Origin of the sequence: Pandoraea fibrosis (genome assembly GCF_000807775.2) — a bacterium.
In the GTDB taxonomy this organism is placed as follows: domain Bacteria; phylum Pseudomonadota; class Gammaproteobacteria; order Burkholderiales; family Burkholderiaceae; genus Pandoraea; species Pandoraea fibrosis.
Map to the genome: position 1 here is coordinate 5179819 of NZ_CP047385.1, position 23427 is coordinate 5203245.

Genomic DNA, 23427 nt, shown 5'->3' on the forward strand with positions numbered 1-23427 from the left:
CGATGCGATTGACGCGCCGGCCCGGGCACGAGCGCCGGACTACGCCACCTTGTTGGCTTGCGCCTCGTTCGGGGCCTGCGCGCCGGCGGCGCCTGCATACCCCAGCTCGGCCGAGATCTGCCGGCTGCACGCCTGCAGACGCTCCAGATAATCGGGAATCTCGATGCGGCTGATGCGCGCTTCCGGCCCCGAAATGGAAAGCGCCGCCACCACATCGCCGGACACATCGCGCACCGGCACCGCAATGGCGACCGCGCCGCTCGTGACTTCGCCCGCGCTCATCGCATAGCCCTTGCGTGCCACCGCCGCCAGCTCGTCGGCGAACGCCATCGGCTCGGCAGCCACCGGCAGATGTTTCATGCGTGCGAAGAACTCGTTGCGAATCGCATCCTGAGAGAACGCAAGCAACAACTTGCCCGACGCCCCCGAACTGAGCGGCCGGCGATTGCCGACCGAGCCCACCGAGCGCACCTGATGTGTGGTTTCGCAGCGCGCCACGCACACCGTCTCCAGCCCCTCGCGCACGCGCAGCACGATCGTCTCGTTGATCGCTTGATTGAGCGCGAGCATGAACTTCTGCGCGGCCCGCACAAGAATGTTCTGCTGCGACGCCGCCACACCGATCACAAACGCCTGCGGTCCTAGCGAATAGGTGGTGGTGCGCTCGTCCTGCAACACGAAGCGGTTGTGCTCCAGCGTGCACAACATGCGGTAGGTGCGCGACTTGTTGATGCCCAGACGATTGGACAGCTCCGTCACACCGAGTCCCGGATGCTCCGCGACCAGCGAGAGCAGTTTCAGGGCGCTGTCGACGGAATCGACGATGTAGTTCATGGGATTTCCTTCGGGCTTGACTGCGTGCGCACCCAGCGGGCGAGCGCAGCCGTGAACGTTTCCAGGTTGCGCCCGAGCGTATCAAATCCCGCGTGCTTCACAAAGCGCGCCTCGTCCATATACAACGCCCGATTGATTTCGATCTGCAAACTGGAACGCCGGCGGGCCGGATCGCTCACGGCCGTGAGCAAATCGCCCCCCTGATACGGCGCATTGACCTGAACACGGTAACCCTGCTCTCGCAAGGCTTCGACCACCCACTGCGTAAAGGCCGGGTCGGAGGTCGTCCCCAGCCGGTCGCTCACGACCATGTCCGGACGCGACTCGCCGTCGTCCACGTTCATCGCATTGCCTCGCGACTTCATCGAATGGCAGTCAACGTGCCACAGCGCCCCATGCTCGGCATAGGCCGCATCGGCCACTGTGCTCAACGCCCGACGATATGGCAGGTAGTAAGCCTCGATGCGATGACGCACCTCGGCCACCGTCAGCTTGCGGTCGTACATCGGCATGCCCGGCAGGGCGTAGCGACGCAGCAGGCCCATGCCGCGCGCCGAGTACTTTTCGGGGGCAATGCGGCCCGGCCACGGCGCGTCGAGCATGTCGGCATCGATATCCGTCACGGCGCGATTGGCGTCGATGTAAGCCCGCGGGAAATTTGCAGCGATCAAAGTGCCGCCGTGACGCGGCACGCTTGCCCAGAGTTCGTCCACGAACGCATCCCATCCGGTGAGCAGCGCTTCACGCGGCGCGACCGTGCCGAAGTCGGCGGGCATGTCGATGCCACTGTGCGGCGAGTCGAACACGATCGGGAGCGACGGCGCGCTCGGCGGCACCACCCCGCAGACCTCGCGGCGGGTCATCTCACCGGTCAGGAATGTGCCGGGCAAAGCGGTCGTGTTGTTTTCTTGCGTCACCATCAAAAATTTTTCTCACGCGCCAGTGACCCCATGACGGGCCGAAATCGCGACCACCTTCGTCGCAGAACCCCTTTTGTTTTATTTATTAAAACAGTGTATTAAAAATTAAGCCTCAAAAATTTGAGCCGGTCAAGCAAGGAATCTGTCATCGGCACAAGTCCGCTCCTCCAGAATCGCGCAAACCCTTGCCGATCATGAATATTTTTTCGTGTTTCGATCATTGAAATACATGTAATTCGCCGTTAGCGCCACTTCGTCACTCGCAATTTTTTCTCGACGGTTGACGTCTTCGCGTTCCTGAATCGATAATTTTCAAAACATTGTTTTAATCAATAAGACATACGAAGTGCATTATTCAACACAAACCCGGAGGGGGGATATGAAGCAGAAGGTTTGGCCAAACGCTCGCGTGGCCGCAATGGGGATGGGGGTCGCAGCGCTGTCGGTGCTCAGCACGTCAGCGCTCGCGCAATCGAACGTCACGCTGTACGGGCTGATCGACAGCGGCGTCACTTACGTGAGCAAGGTGGCGGGTCCGACCGGCGCCACAGGCAGCCGCTTCAGCGTGGACAGCGGAGACCTTCAGCAATCGCGCTGGGGCATGAAGGGGACAGAGGATCTTGGCGGCGGGATGAAGGCGCTGTTCATCCTCGAAGGGGGCTTTTCGGTCGCCAACGGCACCGCCGGACAAGGCGGACTGCCGTTGGGTCGCACGTCGGTGGTCGGCCTCTCGAGCCCCTACGGTACCGTGCAGATCGGTCGCCGCAAGGACTACATCGACGAGATCGCCACCTGGTATTCGAGCGTCTACAACTTCGGCGTGTTCATCAACGGCGTACACGACAACAATCTCGACCGCGTGGGTGGCAACCGTGCCAACAACTCGGTCCGCTACGACACCCCCGACTATCGCGGCCTGACGGCCAACGTCACCTACGGCTTCGGCGGCACGGCCGGCTCTATGGCGACGGGTCAGTCACTCGGCTTCGGTGCGAACTACAAATACGGTGGCTTCGGCGTGGGCTTCGGTTACTGGCAGTCGCGTCTGGGCACCGGTACGGCCGCCACGAACACGTCGAGCGACGTCGGCGCAAGCTCCGGCGCGGGCTGCGATCCGGCGTTCGGTCAGGCGGGCGATGTGTGTATCCGCACGTGGATGGTCGGCACGAGCTACAAGTGGGACAAGGCGCGTGTCTACGCGTCGTGGTCGCGCACGCTGCAACCGCTGGCACGCTTCGGCGGCACGGCTGCACCGCTGGCCACCATGCCCACCAGCGCGGCAAGCAGTGGCGCCTTTGCGGCCGCAGGGTCGAACAACAACGCCACCAACGTGTTCGACGTCGGCGTGAACTACTGGGTACTGCCCAATCTCGAGTTGATCGGCGCCGTGCTGCACTCGCGCTACTCGTTCGTCGGCGCGCCCGCAACGGGCCGTCTGCTCCAGTTCAACGTCGGTCTGGACTACTTCCTGTCCAAGCGCACCGACATCTACTCGTACTTCGCCAACCTGCGGGCCTGGGACATGTATAACCCCGGCATCACCGGCGGCGCGCCGGGACGCGATGCAACGCAAAACGCCATGACCATCGGTCTGCGTCACGTGTTCTAAACGGGAGGGCCGCACCCTGCAATGGGGTGCGGCAGCAAACCGGACTCAGTGCGCCTGCGACGTCGACCCATCGCGGCAATCTGCGCCCGGACAGGAAGACGGCGAGCCGCGCGCATGCGCGACCGGCCCGGACGACGTGCCCTGGCGTCCAAATCCGATCTGCTCAAAGACACCGCCACCCAGCTCGAAGCCAGTGGCGTAGTGATAGGCGGCAACGGTGGAGCCGAGTGCCACCGACAGCAACAACAACGTACCCGCACGCCAGCGGCGTCGGACCGTGGAAGCCATGTCTCCTCCCTGTCAGAGGTCGGCCCGCTCGAACGACGCTCGTCACCATCCCACGGCAACCACACTTCAGCATCTCGGCGGGGATCGAGTTCTAGTCAACGACTGAGTCTCGTTTTTTCGCGATTTTGCACGTTGCAGGCCTGATTTGTCACCCCGGCTATCCCTAAGCCCGTCAAATATATCGTGTTGTGATATATTTTTTCGCTCTTCGGACTCTCCGGCGTTCATCGCCCCACTGCCCATGCCCGAGCCCACCTCACCCGGCTCATCGATCACCGCCGACGCGCTGACCAAAAGCGATTTCGAAGCGCTTTCGGAATTCCGCTATCGCCTGCGCCGCTTCCTCAATTTCAGCGAGATGGCGGCGCGCGAAGGTGGTATTACGCCCCAGCAATATCTGCTGCTGCTTCATGTGAAAGGTATACCGGGGCGCGACTGGGCGTCCATCAGTGAGTTGGCCGAACGCCTGCAAGCCGTGCATCACAGCGTGGTGGCGCTCGTCGCGCGTTGCGAGAAGGCCGGGCTGGTCACGCGCCGTCAAAACGACAGCGACCGGCGCGTGGTGGAAGTGCATCTGTCGGCGGCAGGCGACGCCTGTCTCGCCAATCTCGCCGCCCAGCATCGCAACGAGTTAAGCACCTTTGCAGACATCTTCCACATTCGTGGCGTTCATCTGTAATCACGGCACCGTCATGGCTTCCGCTCCCCCTCCTGCCTCACCCCACCCGACCCTGCCCTCGCACGCACGCGACTTCACGCGCGCACCGGGGCTGCCACGACTCCTCGCGCTGGCCGCCGTCATCGGCTTTTGCGGCGTGCCGGCGGCGTGGTTGTTGCTGCAACTGATTCAGGGCTTCACCAACCTCTTCTTCTATCAAACGCTGTCGCTTGCGCCACGCTCGCCTGCCAATCACACCTTGGGTGCCATGGTGATCGTGCTGCCGGTCATCGGCGGGCTGATCGTCGGGGTGATGGCACGCTTGGGCAGCGACAAAATTCGCGGCCACGGAATTCCGGAAGCCATCGAGGCGATTCTGTTCGGCAAGAGCAAGATGTCACCGCGTGTTGCCGTTCTCAAACCCTTGTCGTCGGGCATAGTGATCGGCAGCGGCGGCCCGTTTGGCGCCGAAGGACCGATCATCATGACGGGCGGCGCCATCGGCTCGCTCATCGCCCAGTATTTCCATCTGAGCGCCGCCGAGCGCAAGACGTTGCTGGTCGCCGGCGCCACCGCCGGCATGACGGCCGTATTCGGCACGCCTGTCGCAGCGGTTCTGCTTGCGGTGGAACTGCTGTTGTTCGAATGGCGTCCGCGCAGCCTGCTGCCGGTGATGGTGGCTTGCGCCGTCGCGGGCTTTGCGCGACCACTGATGCTCGAAGCCGGCCCGCTATTTCCCATGACGACGGCGGACGTCGCCCCCATCGCACTGTTCTCCTGTCTGGTCGCCGGGGTTTGCGCCGGCCTGTTGTCGGCGGGAATGTCGCGCGCACTCTATGCCATCGAAGATGGCTTCCACAAGCTGCCCGTGCACTGGATGTGGTGGCCTGCGATCGGCGGTCTGGCCGTAGGCATCGGCGGCTACCTCCAGCCGCGCGCGCTGGGCGTCGGCTACGACGTCATCGCGGATCTGCTCGCCGGGCACTTCACCCTGCATGCCGCGCTGGCGCTGCTGATTGTGAAGGCGATCGTCTGGGCGATTGCGCTGGGCTCGTGCACCTCGGGCGGCGTACTCGCCCCGCTGCTCATGATCGGCGCGGGCCTCGGCACGCTGCTCGCCACGGTACTGCCCGGTGGCGATGTTTCGCTCTGGGCGCTCGTGTGCATGGCCGCCACCCTCGCGGGCGTGCTCGGCGCGCCACTCACCGCCATCGTCTTCGCTCTCGGTCTCACACACGACGTGAATGCGCTGCTGCCGCTGCTACTGACATGTGGCGTGTCCTACGGCGTGTCGATCTGGATCATGCCGCGCTCGATCATGACGGAAAAGATCGCGCGACGCGGACGTCATATTCATCGCGAGTACGGTGTCGATCCGTTGGAGCGTCTGCATGTCGGAGAGTTGATGAGTCACGAGCCGGTGGCCCTACGCGACGTCATGTCGATCGACGCCGCGACGAAGGAGGCCTTCGGTGCCGGTCAGCGTCATCGCGCGTACCCGGTTGTCGACGCTTCGAACGCCGTGCTCGGCATGGTCGATCGCCAGACGCTCATGCGTGCACAGGCGCAAGGACTCAAGACGCTGGGAGCGTTGTACGGTGTCAATCCTCCGCTCGTCGCGCTGCCTTCGGAGACAGGGCGGATCGTATCGGCACGCTTCGCCGCGCATCAACTGGAGCGGCTGCCCGTCGTGAGCGACGCCACTTCGCGCCAGCTCATCGGCATCATCAGCCGCAGCGATCTGGTCAAGCCTGCGGAGCACTGGCGCTCGGAAGAGGAAGTGCGCGAACGCATGCTTCATCTCGGGCGCCGACGTCACTGACCATTGACGCACGTCGGCGCATTGCTTCACCATCGGGGACTTCATCCCACCGAAGGCGCAGGGCACCCTGTGCAATCCCCGATGGCGACCACCCAATCCCCCGAAGTCCTCCCTGCGACGAGTGCGAAAAGCGCGCCGCACGCCTCGGCCGGCAGCCACATTCGCATCGGTGTCGGCGGCTGGAATTACGCGCCGTGGCAAGGCGCGTTTTATCCTGAAAAGTGGCCCAAGCGCCGCGAACTCGAATACGCCAGCCGGCATCTCACCTCCATCGAAATCAACAGCACGTTCTACGGCTCGCAAAAGCCCGCAACGTTCCGGCATTGGTTCGAGGAAACCCCGGACGACTTCGTGTTCTCGGTCAAGGCATCGCGCTTCACCACCCATCGGCGCGTGCTCGCCGACGCCGGCGAATCGGTCTCGCGCTTCTTCGACAGCGGTGTGTTGGAACTCGGCAAGAAGCTCGGTCCGGTGAACTGGCAATTCGCCCCGTCGAAGGCCTTCGACGCGCAGGATTTCGAGCATTTCCTGAGTCTGTTGCCGGCCGAAGCGGGTGGCCATCCGATTCGTCATGCCCTGGAAGTCCGGCACGAGAGTTTTGCCGTGCCCGAGTTCATCGCCTTGGCGCGCAAGTACCAGATGGCGATCGTGCTCGCTGGCGACGCGAAATTCCCTTGCATTGCCGATGTCACCGCACCGTTCGTCTACGCGCGACTCATGGGCACGCAAGAGCGCTACAAGCTCGGATATGCCCCAAAGGCGATGACGCAATGGCTCGAACGTGCGCAAGTCTTTGCACAAGGCGGCGTACCGAAGGACCTCGACACCCTCTCAGACGCCCCGCCCAAGGCGAAGCATCGCGATGTGTTTCTCTATGTCATCAGCGGCTTCAAGGAACGCAATCCCGCCGCCGCGATGGCAATGATCGACGCGTTGGCGAAGGACTGACCCAGTCTCGCAAGGAATACGCCTCGCAAAAAAACGGCGCCCAGGGCGCCGCGTGAGGTACTGCCAAGACTACGGTCAATCGTTCAGACGAACTTCAGTGCATGGCGGCCGAGTTACGGGCGTCGCTCGACGTTGTCGATGAATTCCCGCTGGCGCGCTCCCACGTATTCTTTGCCAGCAGTGCAACGGTCGCGATCACGGCCGGAATCGCCAGCAGCGAGAAGGTCGCGGAAAAGCCCAGATGGCGGCGCATCAATTCTGCACCGAGCAACGCCCCGGCGATGCCGCCGAAGCGTCCGATGCCGAGCATCCATGCCACACCGGTCGCACGCCCATGCGTCGGGTAGAACATGGCGGCGAGCGACGGCATCGACGACTGCGCGCCGTTCATCGCCGTGCCGGCGAGGAAAATCAACGCCACCAGCCAGCCGATGTTGCCCATGGCCTGCCCCACCGAGTACACGAGCACGGCAGTCAGTGCGTACCCGACGGCCACCACCTTCTGCGCATTGAACTTGTCCATCAGCCAGCCCGACAGAATCGTGCCGATGCCCCCGCCCAGCGGGAACAGTGCCGTGATGAGCGCGGCACGTTCGATGGTAAAGCCCGCGTCCTTGAACAGAATCGGCATCCAGCTCGTGAGCAGGTAAAAGATCACGAGCCCCATGAAATACGTGAGCCACAGCATCACCGAACCGAAGCCGTACTGCCTGGACAGCACAACGCCGATGGCCGAACCGGCGCGCTTCGGCGCGGCTTCATTGACCGTGAACGTGCCGACGTCGCTGAGCGATTCACCGGAGATGCGCGACAGAATGCGGCGCACGCGTTCCACCGGCTTGCGGCGCACGACGAGAAACTTCACCGATTCCGGCAAACACAGCACGAGCAGCACCGAGAGCGCCAGCGGCAGCACACCGCCCAGCACAAGCACGCTGTGCCAACCGAAGTGCGGAATCAGCCATGAGGCAACGAAGCCACCGACCGAGGCCCCGAGCGGGAAACCGCAGAACATCGTGTTGACGATCACGGCGCGACGCGACTCCGGTGCGTACTCCGAGATCAGCGTCACGGCGTTGGGCATCGCCGCGCCAAGTCCCAGACCGGTGAGAAAGCGCAGCGCGGTCAGCGTCTCCAGGTCCTGAGCGAACGCCGTTGCCAGACTCGCAATACCGAAAAAGACCACGGAGAGCACCAGCAGCGTCTTGCGCCCCAGCTTGTCGGCAAGCGGCCCAGCAAAGATTGCGCCACCGGCCAGACCGAAGAGGGCGGCCGAGAGCACCGGGCCGAGCGAGCCGCGATCGATGTGCCATTGCTGCACGAGCGAGGGTGCGATGTAGCCGATGGCGGCCGTATCGAAACCATCGATGGCCACCACGAAGAAACAAAGGATCAGCACCAGCCATTGATAGCTGGAGAACCGTTGTGCGTTGATATAGGCGGGCACGTCCACCGTGCGCGATTGATTCATGAAGCTGTCTCCTCGGGGCGTCGCCGCCCCGCTTGTCATCCCATTATTATTTTGAGTTCGGCGCCGCCTGTGTGCGCCCGTTCATCTGGGGGTGAGCGCGACCTGACCGTCTTGACGCAGCGGTGCTGCGGCGTCGAAATCTGCCGCTACTGTACGTCTTTCGGCTGCCCGCCCAAATGATCTTTCGTCAGACCATCCATAACGGCCGGTTATGCTCCCGGCCACCGCAGGCGGTTATAGCACATCGGTGGCCCGGCCCCGACGCCCCACTCGTCACACGAGCGGCAGCCCCACATAGTTCTCCGCCAGCATGAGCGACGCGGCGCGCGAACTGACCACATATTCCAGTTCCGAGCGCTGCATCTGCTGCTCGAACGGCGTGGCGTCGTCGATACGGTGCAGCATGCGCGTCATCCAGTACGAAAAATGCTCGGCGCGCCAGATCCGCTTGAGCGCCGCTTCGGAATAGCCCTGAAGCGCCGACTCACTATCGCGATGAAAGAAGTCGTCGAGCGCACGCGCCAGGCGCCAGACGTCGGCCACCGCCAGATTCATGCCCTTGGCCCCCGTCGGAGGAACGATGTGCGCGGCGTCGCCCGCCAGAAACAGACGACCGTACTGCATCGGCGTGGCGACGAAGCTGCGCATCGCGACCACATTCTTCTGGAAAATCGGGCCTTCCTTGAGACGCCAGCCGTCGTGTGTCTCGGTGCGCGTGTGCAATTCGCTCCAGATACGCTCGTCGCTCCACGCCTCGGCGCGCTCGCTCGGATCGCACTGGAAATACATGCGTTGCACCGTTGGCGAGCGCGTGCTGATCAACGCGAACCCCCGCTCGTGCGCGGCGTAAATCAGCTCGTCGGACGACGGCGGCGCCTCCACCAGCACACCGAACCAGCCGAACGGATACACCCGCTGATATTCCTTGCGCACCGACGCCGGCATCGCGGGACGACATACCCCGTGGAAGCCGTCGCAGCCCGCGATGAAGTCGCACATCAAACGCCGTGTCTGACCATCCACCGTGAACTGCACGCTCGGTTGGGTGCTGTCGATGTCGTGCACCGAGACGTCCGACACGTCGAACAGAATCTCGCCCTGTGCGGCTTCGCGCGCCGCGATCAGATCCTTGATGACCTCGTGCTGCGCGTAGACGGTGATGGCACGCCCCGTCAATTCGGTGAGCGGTATGCGATGACGCTGACCGCCGAACGCCAGTTCGACACCGTGATGCACCGCGCCTTCGCGTTGCATGCGCTCGCCCACTCCGGTCTCGTTGAGAATGTCCATCGTTCCCTGCTCGAGCACACCGGCGCGAATGGTCGACTCGACCGCCGCACGCGAGCGCGATTCGAGCACGATCGACTCGATACCTTGCAGGTGAAGCAGATGGGAAAGCAGCAAGCCGGCAGGACCGGCGCCGACGATGACGACGGGGTAATGAGTACGCATGAATTGTCTCCTGAGATTTGCACCGCCCTCGTCCGGCATGTCTGCGCCGGGTCATATCGCGACAGGAAAACGGCAGTCGTGTGGATTGCATTTCTTGGCTGCCTTGCACACGCTGCACCAACTTAGGACTGCGCGTAAACGAGCATGCCGAAAGCGGCGTTCACGCCTTGTCACGAGGGGCGAATGCGTCATATCTTATGGAGCGCGCGCGTCGCGTTGAATGGATGAATCGACGACTTTCTTGTACTTTTTTGACAACTTCGCCCAAGGGAAAACCAGTATGTCAGGCGCGTCATCCCGGCTACGTGCGGCTCGCGAGACGATTCCGGAATTCTCGCTATACGGAGAGTTGACACAAACCGACAGCGCCGACTTCGTCCATATCGAATGGATCGAGACGCGCAGCCGCCTCTACGACTGGCATATCGATACTCATCGGCATCTGGGACTCTTTCAGGTCCTGGCGATTTTCGAAGGTACGGTCGAAGCGAACGTCGACGACGCGACTTGGGAAGTCGAGGGACCGGCCGTCATCACGGTGCATCCGTCCGCCGTACACAACTTCCGCTTTTCGCGCGGTGCACACGGCTTTGTGCTCACCATGGCGCAAAGCGTGCCGTTCGACGCAGCTATCGGCGCCGATGCGGATATGGAGTCCTTGCTGAGCAAGCCGTGGCTCTTCCCGCTGGGCGATGCACCGCAAACGCGCGATCGCCTCTACACGCTGCTTGGCCTGATCATGGACGAGTTTTCGCGCCCGCAACTGGGGCACGCGGAGATGGTCGGATGGCTCACGCGCAGCGTGTTGCTGTTGCTCGCCAGATTGCACGCGCATCACGATTCCGCAACACGCTCCGGCCGTACCGAACTGGATCTCTTCGCGCGCTTTCGTGCGCTCGTCGAGACGCACTACACGCAGGCCTGGGCCATTCCCGCTTACGCCGAACGGCTGCATGTCACCGAGAGCAAGCTCAACCGGCTGTGCCGCCGCATTGCGGGCAAGTCTGCCTTCGATCTGGTGCAGGATCGCCTGATGCTCGAGGCACGCCGCAAGCTCATCTACATCCCCGCGCCCGTCTCGCACGTCGCCTACGAACTCGGCTTTCAGGACCCGGCGTATTTCTGCCGCGTGTTCAAACGGCATGTCGGCGTCACGCCGTCGACCTTTCGGCGCACCGCGCAAAACGCCCATCTGGGCGACGAGTGACGACACCTGGCCGGGTTGGCGAGGCCGCTACGTCGAGCGCCTCGCCCCCGTGCTCACGCAAGCGACTGGCGCTTACGCGCCCGCCAGCGTCTTCCCCCGGAAGAAGGTCAGCAACGCGTCGGTGACGGCCGGCGCGCATTCGATGTTCGACAGATGCGCGCCCGGCACCGTGACCTGCTGCGCGCCCGAAATGCGTTCGACGATCGCGCTCGACATGGCGGGCGGCGTTGCCAGATCGCCCGCACCGGTAATCACCAGTGTCGGCGCCTTGATCGATGCAATCTCATCCAGTTGATTCATGTCGCGCACCGCTGCGCATGCTGCGGCGTAACCGTCCGCAGAGAGGGACCGGAACATCGTCTTCATGCGATCGATGAGCGCGGGTTCCCGTTGCGCGAATTCGGGCGTGAACCAGCGCGACACGACCGCGTCGGCAACCGCGTTCATGCCGTCGGCCTGCACGGCGCGAATGCGCGTGTTCCAGCCGTCTTCGCCGCCGATGTGCGCAGACGAGCAGACAATCGCCAGACGATCGAGCCGCTGCGGTGCGTGAATGCCCAGCCACATCCCCGTCATCCCCCCCATCGAGACACCGGCCAGACTGGCTCGCTCGATGTGCAGGGCGTCGAGCAGCGCGATCACGTCACGTCCCAACTGGCCGATGACATACGGCCCCGGCGTGACCGACGATCCCCCGTGTCCGCGCGTGTCATAACGAATCACGCGAAACTCGCGCGCGAGCGCAGGCACCTGCGGCGCCCACATGTCGAGCGTAGTGCCCAGCGAATTGGACAGCACAAGCGCCGGCGCACGTTCGTCGCCGTCTACCGCGACGCGAAGCGTGGCGTCACCTACCTCGATCAAGCATTCCATCGTCATGCCGTGAGTCTCCTCAGCCCTGTGCATCGTCGCGCACACGCGTGGTCGAGCCGGGCTCGGCGGCTTCCATCTCCGCGAACACCTTCTCGGCATCATGAATCGCCTGATTGGCCGCAGGCAGACCGCAATACAGCGCGGCGTGCATGAACAACTCCTTCATTTCCTCGCGCGTCACGCCGTTGTTGAACGCGGCGCGCACATGCATGCGGAACTCGTCGCCACGATTGAGGGCGATGAGCAGCGAGAGCGTAATCATGCTGCGCATATGGCGCGTGAGGCCGGGGCGCGTCCACACGTCGCCCCAGGCGAAGCGCGTGATGAAGTTCTGAAAGTCGTCGTTGAACTCGTTGCGGCGTGTGAGCGTGCGGTCCACGTGTGCGTCGCCGAGAACGGCGCGGCGTACCTGCATACCGTTGTCGTAGCGTTCCTGATCGTTCATTGGGATTTCCTGCCGGGTTGGGAGATCGGCGTTGCGGCGTCGGCGAGCGTGAGCACGCGGCTCACGAACGTCTCGGCAGCGCCAAGATAATGTTGCGGATCCATCAGGCGTTCGAGCGCCTCGATGGAGAGAATGCGCGTGATGTCGCCGTCTTCGCGCAGCACATCGAGCAAATGACGCTGCTGCGCAAGCGCGTCGCGACAGCGGGCTTCGACACGGCGATGTGCTTCGAGACGACCCATCGCTTCGCCCAACGCCATTGTCACGGCCTCGGCCATGATGAGCCCGTGCGTGATCTCGAGATTCGCGCGCATGCGCGCCGTATCGACGGTCCAGTCGTCAACGAGGGTGCGCGCAGTGGCCACTGCGCCACCGCACAGCATGAGCAGCTCCGGCAGGGTTTCCCACTCGGCGTGCCAGGTGCCCAGACCACGCTCGTGGTCCTGCTGCATGGCAGCGAAGAGCGTGGCGACCAGTTGCGGCGTGCGGGCGGCGGCAGCCAGTATCGCGGCACAGCCGACCGGGTTGCGCTTGTGCGGCATGGTGGATGAGCCGCCACGTCCCGGGCCGGAAGCCTCGGCGATTTCACCGACTTCGGTTTGCGTCAGCAGGGCCGTGTCGCGCGCGAACTTGCCAAGCGAGCCGGTCAGCGATGCCGCCCAGCCGCCCACACGCACGATGCGATCGCGCTGGCCATGCCACGGCGTGGCGACATCCGAGAGCCCCAGATGCCGCGCAAGCGCCGCCGCGACATCGGCGCCCTGCGTGCCGAGCGACGCCAGCGTGCCGGCGGCGCCACCGAACTGCACGCATAGCACTTGCTCGCGCACGTTCGCGAGATCGGCGCGAGCCCGCAACAAAGCGTCGAGCGTACCCGCGAGCTTGAGCCCGAACGTGATAGGCAGCGCGTGCTGCAACCAGGTGCGCCCGACCATGACCGTCGCGCGATGCTGTCTGACTTGTTCGGTGAGTTGACGAATGAGGCCGTCGAGATCGCCCCCCAGATCGTCGAGGGCGCCGCGCACTTGCAGAACGAGACCGGTATCGATCGCGTCCTGACTGGTGGCGCCCCAATGCACAAAGCGTGCGGCGTCGGCATCGAGCGCCTTCACACGCGCCGTGAGTTGCTTGACCAGAGGAATGGCGAGGTTGCCCGCGCTCGCCGCGTCGTCGCGCAGCGCGGCCCAGTCGAGGTCGCTCGCGCGGGCGGCGGCGGTAATCGGGGCGACGGCGGCAGCCGGGATCAGTCCGGCCTCGGCTTCGGCGGCGGCCAGCGCCACTTCAAAGTCGAGCATGCCCTGAAGCGTGGCGTCGCGCGAGAAACGCGCCGTCACGGCAGAGCCGCGCAGCAATGAGTCAAGCAGTTCCGTCATCGGAGAGTCGATGGTGCGATGGTGGTTAAGGCCGGCTCGCATGAATTGCGCATGCGCGACCAGACCCGTGTACGTTGCAAAAATGCGGATACGGCTACGGGCCGCAGGCATTGTCATGCCGGCAGCCCGAAGCCGCGCCAGTTTCAGCCTTGCACGACCGACTTCAAAGGTCGAGGAAAACCGTCTCCTCGTCACCCTGCATCCGGATGTCGAACCGGTACGACACACGCCCGCCGCTCACTTCGCGGCGTGCAATCAGCGTGTGGCGACGCTCGGCCGGCACTTGTTGCAGCACGGGGTCGGCCTCGTTGGCCGCTGCCTCGTCGTCGAAATAGATACGCGTAAACAGATGATTGAGCAAGCCCCGCATCGTCAGAATCACATCGATGCGCGGCGCTTCGCCCGGCCCGGTCGAGCCCGGCTTGATGGTCTCGATCACGAAACGGTGCTCGGCGTCGGTGCCGGTGCCGCAACGGCCCGTGCCGGCAAAGCCCGTGCGCTCGATCTCATCGGCGTTCTGGACATAGCGGCCGTGGGCGTCGGCTTGCACGACTTCGATCAGCGCGTCGTTGATCGGATTGCCGGCGCCATCGTATACCCGACCGATCAGGCGAATCGCCTCGCCCTCAGCGCGATCGAGCGCCACCACGGGTGTGAAGGCGCTCTTGAAGTCGTACAGGTATTGCTCCGGCGACAGGCCATAGGCGAAGTACGGACCGACGGTCTGCGACGGCGTTTGCTGGTAATCGGACATGGCTCAGGACTCCATCGGCGTTTGGTCGGCACCGCGCAGCACGATGTCGAATTCATAACCCAGCGCGTACTCGGGCTCGGTGATATCCATCGAGAAGCGCGCAATCAGACGGTCGCGGGCATGGGCCGGCGTGGCCTGAAAAATCGGGTCGTAAGCCAGCAGCGGATCGCCGGGGAAGTACATCTGCGTCACAAGACGGGTCGCGAAATACTGGCCGAACACCGAGAAGTGCAAATGTTGCGGACGCCACGCGTTGTGGTGGTTCTTCCACGGATAAGCGCCGGGCTTGATGGTCAGGAATTTGTAGCGGCCCTGCGCATCGGTCAGGGCGCGACCGGCGCCGAGGAAGTTGGCGTCGAGCGGTGCGTCGTGCTGGTCGACCTTGTGCACGTAGCGTCCGCACGCGTTGGCCTGCCACAGCTCCACGAGCGTATTGGGCACCGGGCGGCCGCCTTCGTCGAGCACACGGCCCGTGACAATCATGCGCTCACCCAGCGGCTCGCCGTTGCGGACCGCATTGCGCGTGAGATCGCCGTCGAGTTCGCTGATGATGCCGTGGCCATAAACCGGCGCGCGAAGGTTCGCGAGGTTCTGTTTGACCGGGACGAGCAGTTGCTTGGGGCCGCGCAGCGCGGTGGACTTGTACCCGCTGTCGATGAGCTTGGGATGCGAATCCCAGTCCCGGGGGCGCAGGACGGTGGTCGTTTCCGACATGGTCTCACTCCATTTTGTGTTGACTGATCTGGCTTGCCGCCAGCTTGTTTTCGACACTATATCCATAATCAACGGATATATTTATTGACATTTTCTTAGGTTTTTCATAACTTTTTGGCATGGAAAGACATCTACTCGACGGGCGAATCAAGCTGCGCCATCTGCAATGCCTGCTAGCCGTGGCCCAACACGGCAGCCTTCAGCGGGCGGCCGAAGCGCTGTCCATCACACAGCCGGCTGTCAGCAAGACGATTGCCGAACTGGAAGGGCTGCTTGGCGTGCGGTTGTTCGATCGCGGGCGCAACGGCGCACGCCCGACGGCGCAAGCGGAGTTGTTTCTCCGGCATGCCGGGGCGAGCGTGAGTGCGTTGCGACAAGGGATCGATGTCCTCTCGCGCGCCGTCGGTCAGACGGGCGGGGTGATCGAGATCGCCGTGCTGCCCACGTTGGCCGCTGCCATGATGCCCAGTGTGCTCGAGACCTTTCGGCGCGAATGGCCGGGCATCGTGGTGCAGGTACACACGGGGGCGAATCAGCGATTGCTCACGCAGTTGAAGTCCGGAGAGATGACGCTTGCGCTCGGCCGGATGTCCGATCCCGAGGGCATGGCAGGGCTCACCTTCGAACATCTTTGTGCAACGCCCCTCTGCGTGGTGGTGCGTCCAGCGCATCCGCTCGTGCGGCAACGCAGCGTATCGATGGCCGATCTGGCCGACCATCATGTGATCCTGCCGCCGCACGGCACGATCCTGCGCCATACCGCCGACAGCTTCCTGCGCGCGCACGGCGTGGGCACGCTCGACGACTACTCCGAACTGCTGTCGATGTCCCTTGCCCGCGCCATGACCCTGCGCGACGACGTGGTGTGGATCGCCTCCGAGATTACCGTGCAGGACGATCTCGCCGACGGCGTGCTGTGCGCTCTGCCCTTTGCGACGAAAGGCACCGAGGAGTCCATCGGCATTCTGTGGCGCAACGACACGGTGCCCACGCCACCGGAACAAACGCTCATCAGCGCGATGCGCGAAGCCGCGCGAGTGCGCTACGGCGTGCCGGGCTTGCGCTGACACAATCACCGCTCACGCCTGCGCCATTGATGACGCGACCTGAACCGGCGCAAGCCCTAACATTCTCACCGCATTGTCCTTGAGCAGCAGCGGCTTGACCTCATCGCGAAATCCGGCCGTCTCGAAGTCGCGCAGCCATCGGTCCGGGGCGATCAACGGGAAGTCCGAGCCGAACAACATCTTCTCGCGCAGCAGCGAGTTCGCGTACTGAATCAGCTCCGGCGAAAAATACTTGGGCGACCAACCCGAGAGATCGATGTAGACGTTGGGCTTGTGCAGCGCAATGGACAGCGCCTGCGATTGCCAGGGCCACGACGGGTGCGCGATTACGATGTTCATGTCCGGGAAATCGATCGCAACGTCGTCCAGATGGATCGGCTCGGAGAACTTGAGCCGCAGGCCACCGCCCCCCGGCATCCCCGACCCGATGCCCGAATGCCCGCTGTGGAATACGGCCGTGAGATGGTATTCCGCGATCAGTTCGTACAACGGATATGCCATGCGGTCATTGGCAAAGAACCCCTGCATGGTCGGGTGGAACTTGAAGCCGCGCACGCCGAATTCCTCGACAAGCCGCCGCGCCTCGCGCACGCCCATGCGCCCCTTGTGCGGATCGATGCTGGCGAACGCGATCATGATGTCGTCGTTCTCTTGCGCGAAGCCCGCAATCTCCTCGTTGGGAATCCGGCGGCGACCGATGTTCGCCTCGCAATCGACCGTGAACATCACGAAACCGATCTTGCGCTCGCGGTAATGCTCGATGGTCTCGGGAATGGTCGGTCGGCGATTCTGTTTGAGAACAGTGCCGAAGTACTTGTCCGCAGCGTCGTCGAACGCCTTGCCGAACAAATCCGGCGGCTGGCAGCACGAGACTTCCGCGTGCACGTGCGTGTCGATGGCAACGAGTGTCTCGAGGTTCATTCGGCAATCTCCGGATCCTGGATTTGCGCCGCCACGATCGCCATGGCGCGACGCGTTTCCGGCAGTTCGAACTTCAGCCAATAGCGGGCGGCACGGCGCTTGTCGTTACACCCGACATCGCCGGCCGCTTGTGCGCGATGCTCGGCCAGTGCCGCGTGCGCCCACAGCCCGCTCATCGTCAGCCCATGCACAGCCCGCATCACGTCCCCGGCCACGCACAACGCCGCGCGCGGCGACGACCGCGCCAACGCGATGACGCACGGCAGCAGCGAGACCCACTCGTCCAGCGCTGCTAACGCTGCGCCGAAGCCGTCGAGTGTCGCAACGGATCGCGCATCGTCCACCTGCACGCGTGTCCAGGCGAGCCATTGCCGCAATGTCGCACCATCGTCCTTCACCACCTTGCGCAACATCAGATCGATGGCCTGAATCTCGTTGGTTCCCTCATAGATCATGGGGATGCGTGCATCGCGCAGGTACTGCGAGATGCCGGTCTCTTCGACATATCCGTAGCCGCCGAAGACCTGCAAGGCAGCGCTCGCGCCGTCGAATGCCTGCTCGGTCAACATCGCTTTGACAACCGGCGTGAGCAGCGCCGCGAGGGCCTCGGCACTCGTTCGCGCTTCGGGAGTATCGGCGTGATGGGCCTCGTCGATGGCGAGCGCGGCGCGGTACAACAACAAGCGCGCTCCTTCGACGGCAACCCGCTGGCCTTCGAGCAGACGCCACACCGCCGGGTGCCGCGCAATCGGTGCGCCGGCCTCAGCCCCCGGCACACGCGATTGCACACGGGCCAGCGCATGCTTCGCCGCCATCTCATAGGCGTTCTGGGCGAGTCCGAGCGCCGACGCGCCGACATGCAGACGTGCCGAGTTCATCATCGCGAACATCGCTTCAAGCCCGCGATACGGCTTGCCGATCAGATACCCCGTCGCGCCCTCGAACGCCATCGAGCACGTGGCGCTGCCGCGAATGCCCATCTTGTGCTCGATGCCGGTGCAGCGCACCGCGTTGCGCTCGCCGCTCGGCAGGACCTTGGGCACGAGGAACAGCGACAGGCCGCCGCTTCCGGCAGGCGCGTCAGGCGTGCGCGCCAGCACGAGGTGCACGATGTTCGGCGTCAGATCCTGCTCGCCGCCGGAGATGAAGATCTTCTCGCCGGTCACCTTCACCGTGTCATCCGCGCCGTCGATCCATTCAGCACGGGTGCGAATCTGCCCCAGATCGCTGCCTGCCCCAGGCTCCGTCAGCGCCATCGTGGCGAGCCATTCGCCGCTCACGAGCGGGCCAAGCCACGCCTGGCGCAGGGCGTCGCTACCGAAACGATGCACGCACTCGTATGCGCCATGCAGAATGCCGGGATACATCGTCCAGGCGAGATTCGCGCCGGCGGTCAGTTCCTGCACCGCGACCTGCGCGACGACCGGCAGCCCCTGCCCGCCTAGGGACGGATCGCACGGCAAGGACGGCCAGCCGGCGTCGCGATACTGGCGATAAGCGTCGGCAAATCCGGTGGGGGTGCGAACCTCGCCGTCGCGCCATGTACACCCCTCCCGGTCGCCCACGGCATTCAACGGCGCCAGCACTTCGCGGGAAAAGCGTGCCGCTTCGTCGACGACTTGCACCAGCGTCGCGGTGTCGAATTCACGAAACGGTGCGAGACGCGTCAATGCCTCACCGACGCCGAGCTTATCCAGCACGAACGCGATATCGGCGGCCGCGCTTTGCAACGCCGGATAACCCATGTCAGCCTCTTGCCGGCGCGAGAATGATCCGATCGCCGTCGGTCTTCGCCGCGTGCAACGCTTCGACCGTTGCCGCACGATGATCCTGCACAGCGCGCTGATTGATCGACCCCTTGTCGGTCACCTCGCCCCGATCGAGCGAGGGAGGCGAATCGAGCAACAGGAGACGAGCGACGTAAGTGGCGCTGCCGCCTGCCGACGCGTTGAGCTTCGTCAGCAATGCAGCAAACACCTCGCGCACAGGGGCACTCGCCAGCACATCGGCTATCGGTGCGTCCTTCGCCAGACCGCTCAGACGACGGCAGTCCTCGACACGCGGGAAGATCATCAACCCGATGTCGTCGCGATTGATCCCCGTGACCACGGCGTCCTGCACATACGGCGCACCCTCCGAAATCACGCGGGCGCGCAACGGGCCGACGCTGACAAACGTGCCCGAGCTGAGTTTGAAGTCTTCGGTGATGCGCCCGTCGAACTGAAGGCCAATCTCCGGTTGCTGCGCATCGACGAACGTCGCAGCGTCGCCCGTGCGGTAGTACCCCTCTTCGTCGAACACCGGCTCGCCGGCCTCGTGACGCCAATACCCCGCCATGACATTCGGACCGCGAAACCGGACTTCCAGCTTGCCGCCGACCGGGGCCAGCTTCACCTCGCAGCCCGGCGCGGGCAGGCCGATGTAGCCCGCGCGCATGATGGGGCCGGTGGTGAACATGCAACTCGGTGACGTCTCGGTCATGCCGAGCCCGGACATGATCCGGATACGTTCGCCGCAATGCTGCTCGGTCACGCGTTCGAGCCGGTTCCACGCGGCCTGCGACAAACCTGCGCCGCCGAAGAAATAGAGATTCACACGCGCGAAGAAGCGCTCGCGCAATGCGGCGTCGGTCTCCAGCGCGATGGCGAGGTCTTCCCATCCTTTCGGCACATTGAAGTACACCGTGGGCGAAATCTCGCGCAGATTGCGAAGCGTCTCTTCGAACTTTCCCGCGACCGGTTTTCCGTCGTCGATGTAGAGCGTGCCGCCGTTGTACAACGCGATGCCCACGTTGTGGCTGCCGCCGTAGGTGTGATTCCACGGCAACCAGTCCACCAGTACCGGCGGCGCCTCGCCGAAGGTCGGGAACGTCTGCAGCAGCATCTGCTGATTGCTGCACAGCATGCGTTGCGTGGTCGGCACGGCTTTCGGCTGACGGGTCGAGCCAGACGTGAACAGAATCTTGGCGATGGTGTCGCCCGTCACCTTCGCATGCATTGCGTCGACATCGCGCGGCACGGTATCGAGCAGCGTATCGAACGCCAGCGTGCCGCCCTCGCCGTCGCCGGTCACGCGAATCACGTCGTCGCCCAGCACGGCGTCCATGGCGCGTCCGTAGGACCTGACATCGGAGGCATAGACAAGGCCCGGGCGCAGCACGCCCAGCGTGTGACGCAACTTGCCGAAGTCGGTCGACACGATCGAGTAGGCCGGCGAAATCGGCGCAAACGGTACGCCCGCGTACATGGCGCCGAGGGCCAATTGAAAGTGTTCGAGATCGTTGCCCGACAGAATCGCCATCGGGCGATCGGCAGATAACCCGCGATCGCGCAATGCCTGCCCGATAGCACGCGCACGCAACAGCATCTGCCCATACGTGATGCCGATCCATGCGCCGTCGGGACCGCGTCGCGCGATCAACCACCGCTCCGGGTGCCGGGCCGCGCCCGACACCAGACGGTCGGTCAGGCGCTCGGGAAAATCGCCGAGCGTTTCGCGCGAGCGCAGATACCAGAACTCGCCCTCGCGCCGCACTTCCACACCGGGATTGCCGAGGGCGACCGGGCGATAGCGATGCGCCGCGATGTCGGGCGTTTGCGCCGCCGTGTTATTGCCGTGATTCAAAACGCTGTCTCCTGCTTCTATCCCGCCCCGACGCGCTCTCGGGCGCGTTCGCAGGCGGGCACATCCTCATCCCTTCACGCCGTCAGATCGGGTAGTGACGCGGGGTCGTTTGTACCGTGATCCAGCGAAGCTCCGTGAACTCGCCGATAGACGCCTTGCTGCCAAAACGGCCGTAACCGCTCGCCTTGACGCCGCCGAACGGCATCTGCGCTTCGTCGTGCACCGTCGGGCCATTGATGTGGCAAATACCCGATTCGATGCGTCGGGCCAATTGCAGGGCACGCGACACGTCGCGGCTGAAAATCGAGGCCGACAGACCGAATTCGCTGTCGTTGGCAACGCGCACGGCTTCGTCGTCGCTCTCCACCCGCTGAATCGTCACCACCGGGCCGAACGATTCTTCGCGATACAGACGCATCGCAGGCGTCACGCCGTCGACAATCGCCGCTTGCATGATCGCCCCGTCCACGCGGCACCCCAACGGCAAACGCGCGCCATGCTCACGGGCGTCTTCGACAAGCGCCGCCACGCGCGACGCCGCCTGCGCACTCACCATCGCGCCAAGCACGCTGTCGGGCGAGCTCGGCGATCCGGCGTGCAGCTTGGCCGCACGCGCGGTGAGCTTCTCGACGAAGGCGTCGGCGATGCGTGCATCGACGATGACCCGCTCCGTGGACATGCAGATCTGCCCCTGATTGAAGAAGGCGCCGAACGCAATGCCGTCGACCGCAGCATCCAGATCCGCGTCGTCGAGCACGAGCACCGGTGCCTTGCCGCCCAACTCCAGCAACGCCGGCTTGAGATGCTCGGCCGCAAGACGCGCGATGATGCGCCCCACATGCGTGGAACCGGTGAAATTCACACGGCGCACCGCCGGGTGGGCGATCAGACGCGCCACGATCTCGCCGGCGTCTTCCGGCGCGTTCGTCACCACGTTGACCACGCCGTCGCCGAGCCCGGCCTCATGCAGACATGCGCCGATCAGCGCATGCACGCCCGGACATTGTTCCGACGCCTTGAGCACGACCGTGTTGCCACACGCGAGCGGCATCGCCAAGGCACGCGTCGCCAGAATGACCGGCGCGTTCCAGGGGGCGATGCCCAGCACCACACCGACCGGCGCGCGCACGGCCAGTGCGAGGCTGCCGGGGACATCGCTCGGAATCACGCTGCCGTCGATCTGCGTGGTCATGGCCGCCGCCTCGCGCAGCATGTTCGCCGCGAGCATCACGTTGAAACCGTACCAGTTCGCCATGGCGCCCGTCTCGGCCGCCCCGATCGCAATGAACTCCGCCGCGCGGCTGTCCATGCGCTCGGCAGCCGCGAGCAAACGCTGGCGCCGCGCCGTGGGCGAGAGCGCCGCCCATGCAGGGAACGCCGCTTGCGCCGCATCGACCGCCGCGTCGGCATCCGCCACCGTGGCTGCCGGGGCTCGCGTGGCAACCTCGCCCGTCACCGGATCGATTCGCTCGAACGTCGCCCCGCTCTGTGCGCCGCGCCACTGGCCACCGATCAGCATCTGTACTTCATGCATTGCGCGATTCCTCTTTCGTCGGTTCGTTCTTGAGTGAACGGCTGCGCGTCAGCGCTTGTAGGCTTGCAGACCCGGCTTGATCGACTTGTCGTCAAGGAATTGCTTGAGGCCTTGCTCGCGGCCATGCTCCGGATCGCGCAATTGCGCCTGATCGAGCTTGGCGTACAGATAGTCTTCGCTCTGCTCCCACGTGAGCTCACGTGCGCGCTTGAAGCCGTGCTTCGCGGCGCGCAGCACCACCGGGTTCTTCTCGAGCAGCTTGCCTGCCAGGGCAATCGTCGCATCGCGCAATTGGGCCAGCGGCACGCTTTGATTGACCAGCCCCATATCGGCGGCTTGCACACCGGTGAACGTGTCGCCGGTCATGATGTAGTGCAGGGCACGACGATGACCGACCGTATCGGCCATCGCCTTGCTCACCAGATTCCCCGGCGGAATGCCCCAGTTGATTTCCGACAGGCCGAAAACCGCCTCGTCCGCAGCAATGGCCAGATCGCAGGCCACCAGCGGCGAGAAACCGCCACCGAAGCACCAGCCGTTGACCATCGCAATCGTGGGCTTCGAATACATGCGCAGACGACGCCACTGCCAGTCCGAGGCATCGCGACGCACGCGCTCCTGCACGATCTCCGGTCCACCGTCGATCTCGCGGAAGTACTCCTTCAGATCCATGCCCGCCGTCCACGCTGCGCCAGCGCCGGTGAGTACGACAACCTTCACGTCCGCATCGAGTTCGACCGCATCGAGCACCTGATTCATCTCGGTGTTGAGCGTCGGGCTCATCGCGTTGCGCTTCTCCGGGCGATTGAAGATCACCCAGCCAATGCCGCCTTCGACTTTCACGTCGACCGTTTTCCAGCGTCCTTCGTATGCGTTCATTTGCGTAATTCCCAAGTGTGCGGGGCAACTTGCG

21 protein-coding genes are annotated in these 23427 nt (G+C 64.1%); 6 read left to right on the forward strand and 15 right to left on the reverse strand.

The window, feature by feature from the left end:
- Window positions 1–39: 39 nt before the first annotated feature.
- Both PI93_RS22885 and PI93_RS22890 read right to left on the reverse strand, forming a co-directional pair.
- On the reverse strand, window positions 40–834 hold the full coding sequence (locus PI93_RS22885) for an IclR family transcriptional regulator (RefSeq protein ID WP_052240777.1): 795 nt from the start codon (window positions 832–834) through the stop codon (window positions 40–42).
- Window positions 831–1754 carry an N-formylglutamate amidohydrolase gene (locus PI93_RS22890; RefSeq protein ID WP_080759268.1) on the reverse strand — a complete coding sequence of 308 codons (924 nt, stop codon included), beginning with the start codon at window positions 1752–1754 and terminating at the stop codon, window positions 831–833. The genes PI93_RS22885 and PI93_RS22890 overlap by 4 nt, the downstream gene beginning before the upstream one ends.
- 379 nt (window positions 1755–2133) lie before the next feature.
- On the opposite strand from PI93_RS22890, the gene PI93_RS22895 reads away from it, so the two are divergent.
- The gene (locus PI93_RS22895; RefSeq protein ID WP_052240778.1) at window positions 2134–3363 is read left to right on the forward strand and encodes a porin; all 1230 of its coding nucleotides are present in this window, start codon (window positions 2134–2136) and stop codon (window positions 3361–3363) included.
- Between the two features lie 45 nt (window positions 3364–3408).
- On the opposite strand, the gene PI93_RS22900 is transcribed toward PI93_RS22895, so the two are convergent.
- Window positions 3409–3651, reverse strand: coding sequence for a hypothetical protein (locus tag PI93_RS22900; protein ID WP_039372203.1), 243 nt, complete (start codon window positions 3649–3651; stop codon window positions 3409–3411).
- A gap of 241 nt (window positions 3652–3892) precedes the next feature.
- On the opposite strand from PI93_RS22900, the gene PI93_RS22905 reads away from it, so the two are divergent.
- The 3 genes from PI93_RS22905 (at window position 3893) to PI93_RS22915 (ending at window position 7079) form a co-directional block, all read left to right on the forward strand.
- Window positions 3893–4330, forward strand: a complete 438-nt coding sequence (locus PI93_RS22905) for a MarR family winged helix-turn-helix transcriptional regulator (protein ID WP_052240779.1) — start codon at window positions 3893–3895, stop codon at window positions 4328–4330.
- 13 nt (window positions 4331–4343) lie between these two features.
- Entirely contained in the window at window positions 4344–6131 is a 1788-nt protein-coding gene (locus tag PI93_RS22910) for a chloride channel protein (protein ID WP_052240790.1), read from the forward strand.
- An 81-nt stretch (window positions 6132–6212) separates the two neighbouring features.
- The gene (locus PI93_RS22915) at window positions 6213–7079 is read left to right on the forward strand and encodes a DUF72 domain-containing protein (RefSeq protein WP_039372206.1); all 867 of its coding nucleotides are present in this window, start codon (window positions 6213–6215) and stop codon (window positions 7077–7079) included.
- Between the two features lie 94 nt (window positions 7080–7173).
- On the opposite strand, the gene PI93_RS22920 is transcribed toward PI93_RS22915, so the two are convergent.
- Window positions 7174–8550, reverse strand: a complete 1377-nt coding sequence (locus PI93_RS22920; RefSeq protein WP_039372208.1) for an MFS transporter — start codon at window positions 8548–8550, stop codon at window positions 7174–7176.
- A 273-nt stretch (window positions 8551–8823) separates the two neighbouring features.
- Window positions 8824–10002, reverse strand: a complete 1179-nt coding sequence (gene pobA, locus PI93_RS22925; RefSeq protein ID WP_039372210.1) for a 4-hydroxybenzoate 3-monooxygenase — start codon at window positions 10000–10002, stop codon at window positions 8824–8826.
- 280 nt (window positions 10003–10282) lie between these two features.
- Here pobA and PI93_RS22930 point away from each other — a divergent pair, with 280 nt between their 5' ends.
- Window positions 10283–11209: a helix-turn-helix domain-containing protein gene (locus tag PI93_RS22930; RefSeq protein ID WP_039372212.1), complete on the forward strand. Its 927-nt coding sequence runs from the start codon at window positions 10283–10285 to the stop codon at window positions 11207–11209.
- A 72-nt stretch (window positions 11210–11281) separates the two neighbouring features.
- On the opposite strand, the gene pcaD is transcribed toward PI93_RS22930, so the two are convergent.
- The 5 genes from pcaD to pcaH form a co-directional block, all read right to left on the reverse strand.
- Window positions 11282–12088: a 3-oxoadipate enol-lactonase gene (gene pcaD / locus PI93_RS22935; protein WP_039372214.1), complete on the reverse strand. Its 807-nt coding sequence runs from the start codon at window positions 12086–12088 to the stop codon at window positions 11282–11284.
- A 13-nt stretch (window positions 12089–12101) separates the two neighbouring features.
- Window positions 12102–12527, reverse strand: coding sequence for a 4-carboxymuconolactone decarboxylase (pcaC, locus tag PI93_RS22940; protein WP_039372216.1), 426 nt, complete (start codon window positions 12525–12527; stop codon window positions 12102–12104).
- Entirely contained in the window at window positions 12524–13900 is a 1377-nt protein-coding gene (locus PI93_RS22945; RefSeq protein ID WP_039372338.1) for a 3-carboxy-cis,cis-muconate cycloisomerase, read from the reverse strand. Before PI93_RS22945 ends, pcaC begins: the two co-directional genes overlap by 4 nt.
- 163 nt (window positions 13901–14063) lie before the next feature.
- The gene (gene pcaG, locus PI93_RS22950) at window positions 14064–14654 is read right to left on the reverse strand and encodes a protocatechuate 3,4-dioxygenase subunit alpha (RefSeq protein ID WP_039372218.1); all 591 of its coding nucleotides are present in this window, start codon (window positions 14652–14654) and stop codon (window positions 14064–14066) included.
- A gap of 3 nt (window positions 14655–14657) precedes the next feature.
- Window positions 14658–15368 carry a protocatechuate 3,4-dioxygenase subunit beta gene (pcaH, locus tag PI93_RS22955; RefSeq protein ID WP_039372219.1) on the reverse strand — a complete coding sequence of 237 codons (711 nt, stop codon included), beginning with the start codon at window positions 15366–15368 and terminating at the stop codon, window positions 14658–14660.
- 119 nt (window positions 15369–15487) lie between these two features.
- Between pcaH and pcaQ the strand changes: the two genes are divergently transcribed.
- Window positions 15488–16435 (forward strand): pca operon transcription factor PcaQ, encoded by a 948-nt coding sequence (gene pcaQ, locus PI93_RS22960; RefSeq protein WP_039372221.1) that lies wholly within the window; start codon window positions 15488–15490, stop codon window positions 16433–16435.
- A gap of 12 nt (window positions 16436–16447) precedes the next feature.
- On the opposite strand, the gene PI93_RS22965 is transcribed toward pcaQ, so the two are convergent.
- From PI93_RS22965 to PI93_RS22985, 5 genes are all read right to left on the reverse strand, one after another.
- Window positions 16448–17356 carry an amidohydrolase family protein gene (locus PI93_RS22965; protein WP_039372223.1) on the reverse strand — a complete coding sequence of 303 codons (909 nt, stop codon included), beginning with the start codon at window positions 17354–17356 and terminating at the stop codon, window positions 16448–16450.
- On the reverse strand, window positions 17353–19101 hold the full coding sequence (locus PI93_RS22970) for an acyl-CoA dehydrogenase family protein (RefSeq protein ID WP_039372226.1): 1749 nt from the start codon (window positions 19099–19101) through the stop codon (window positions 17353–17355). Before PI93_RS22970 ends, PI93_RS22965 begins: the two co-directional genes overlap by 4 nt.
- Window position 19102: 1 nt before the next feature.
- Complete coding sequence (locus PI93_RS22975; protein WP_052240780.1) at window positions 19103–20980, reverse strand: feruloyl-CoA synthase; 1878 nt, start codon at window positions 20978–20980, stop codon at window positions 19103–19105.
- A gap of 82 nt (window positions 20981–21062) precedes the next feature.
- Window positions 21063–22514, reverse strand: coding sequence for an aldehyde dehydrogenase (locus tag PI93_RS22980; protein ID WP_039372228.1), 1452 nt, complete (start codon window positions 22512–22514; stop codon window positions 21063–21065).
- 48 nt (window positions 22515–22562) lie between these two features.
- The gene (locus tag PI93_RS22985) at window positions 22563–23393 is read right to left on the reverse strand and encodes a p-hydroxycinnamoyl CoA hydratase/lyase (RefSeq protein WP_039372231.1); all 831 of its coding nucleotides are present in this window, start codon (window positions 23391–23393) and stop codon (window positions 22563–22565) included.
- Between the last annotated feature and the right edge of the window lie 34 nt (window positions 23394–23427).

Bases quoted from the DNA above. Each gene is read 5' to 3' on its own strand.
- PI93_RS22890 (WP_080759268.1), bottom strand. From the start codon at position 1,754: ATGGTGACGCAAGAAAACAACACGACCGCTTTGCCCGGCACATTCCTG.
- pcaC (WP_039372216.1), bottom strand. From the start codon at position 12,527: ATGAACGATCAGGAACGCTACGACAACGGTATGCAGGTACGCCGCGCC.
- PI93_RS22900 (WP_039372203.1), bottom strand. From the start codon at position 3,651: ATGGCTTCCACGGTCCGACGCCGCTGGCGTGCGGGTACGTTGTTGTTG.
- PI93_RS22920 (WP_039372208.1), bottom strand. From the start codon at position 8,550: ATGAATCAATCGCGCACGGTGGACGTGCCCGCCTATATCAACGCACAA.
- PI93_RS22910 (WP_052240790.1), top strand. From the start codon at position 4,344: ATGGCTTCCGCTCCCCCTCCTGCCTCACCCCACCCGACCCTGCCCTCG.
- PI93_RS22915 (WP_039372206.1), top strand. From the start codon at position 6,213: ATGGCGACCACCCAATCCCCCGAAGTCCTCCCTGCGACGAGTGCGAAA.
- pcaG (WP_039372218.1), bottom strand. From the start codon at position 14,654: ATGTCCGATTACCAGCAAACGCCGTCGCAGACCGTCGGTCCGTACTTC.
- pcaQ (WP_039372221.1), top strand. From the start codon at position 15,488: ATGGAAAGACATCTACTCGACGGGCGAATCAAGCTGCGCCATCTGCAA.
- PI93_RS22905 (WP_052240779.1), top strand. From the start codon at position 3,893: ATGCCCGAGCCCACCTCACCCGGCTCATCGATCACCGCCGACGCGCTG.
- PI93_RS22945 (WP_039372338.1), bottom strand. From the start codon at position 13,900: ATGACGGAACTGCTTGACTCATTGCTGCGCGGCTCTGCCGTGACGGCG.
- pcaH (WP_039372219.1), bottom strand. From the start codon at position 15,368: ATGTCGGAAACGACCACCGTCCTGCGCCCCCGGGACTGGGATTCGCAT.
- pobA (WP_039372210.1), bottom strand. From the start codon at position 10,002: ATGCGTACTCATTACCCCGTCGTCATCGTCGGCGCCGGTCCTGCCGGC.
- PI93_RS22895 (WP_052240778.1), top strand. From the start codon at position 2,134: ATGAAGCAGAAGGTTTGGCCAAACGCTCGCGTGGCCGCAATGGGGATG.
- PI93_RS22885 (WP_052240777.1), bottom strand. From the start codon at position 834: ATGAACTACATCGTCGATTCCGTCGACAGCGCCCTGAAACTGCTCTCG.
- PI93_RS22930 (WP_039372212.1), top strand. From the start codon at position 10,283: ATGTCAGGCGCGTCATCCCGGCTACGTGCGGCTCGCGAGACGATTCCG.
- PI93_RS22970 (WP_039372226.1), bottom strand. From the start codon at position 19,101: ATGGGTTATCCGGCGTTGCAAAGCGCGGCCGCCGATATCGCGTTCGTG.
- PI93_RS22980 (WP_039372228.1), bottom strand. From the start codon at position 22,514: ATGCATGAAGTACAGATGCTGATCGGTGGCCAGTGGCGCGGCGCACAG.
- PI93_RS22965 (WP_039372223.1), bottom strand. From the start codon at position 17,356: ATGAACCTCGAGACACTCGTTGCCATCGACACGCACGTGCACGCGGAA.
- PI93_RS22985 (WP_039372231.1), bottom strand. From the start codon at position 23,393: ATGAACGCATACGAAGGACGCTGGAAAACGGTCGACGTGAAAGTCGAA.
- pcaD (WP_039372214.1), bottom strand. From the start codon at position 12,088: ATGACGATGGAATGCTTGATCGAGGTAGGTGACGCCACGCTTCGCGTC.